Genomic DNA, 240 nt, shown 5'->3' on the forward strand with positions numbered 1-240 from the left:
GCAACGGGAGAGTAATTCTAGATCTAGGGTTGTCAATTCAGGAATTTCACTGCTGCTAATTCTTTTATAACCGCGATCGCCTAGACGATAGAGACTAAAAACACCATCTTCCCAAAACCAAACTTCCGGTATCTGCAATAGCTGATAACGTTCTAACTTGTTCGGGTTTCCACTGGTAAAAATCACTTCAATGGCCAGATCGGGACGGGGTTTAGATTCTCCGAAACAGTAGGATTCATC

General features: G+C 42.9%; 1 protein-coding gene. It reads right to left on the reverse strand.

The annotated features are described in order from the left end of the window. A partial coding sequence (locus tag JUI58_RS00385) for a Uma2 family endonuclease (protein WP_204101775.1) occupies window positions 1-240 on the reverse strand: 240 nt, incomplete at both ends.

It is taken from the genome of Spirulina sp. CCY15215 (assembly GCF_016888125.1).
Classification (GTDB): domain Bacteria; phylum Cyanobacteriota; class Cyanobacteriia; order Cyanobacteriales; family Spirulinaceae; genus CCY15215.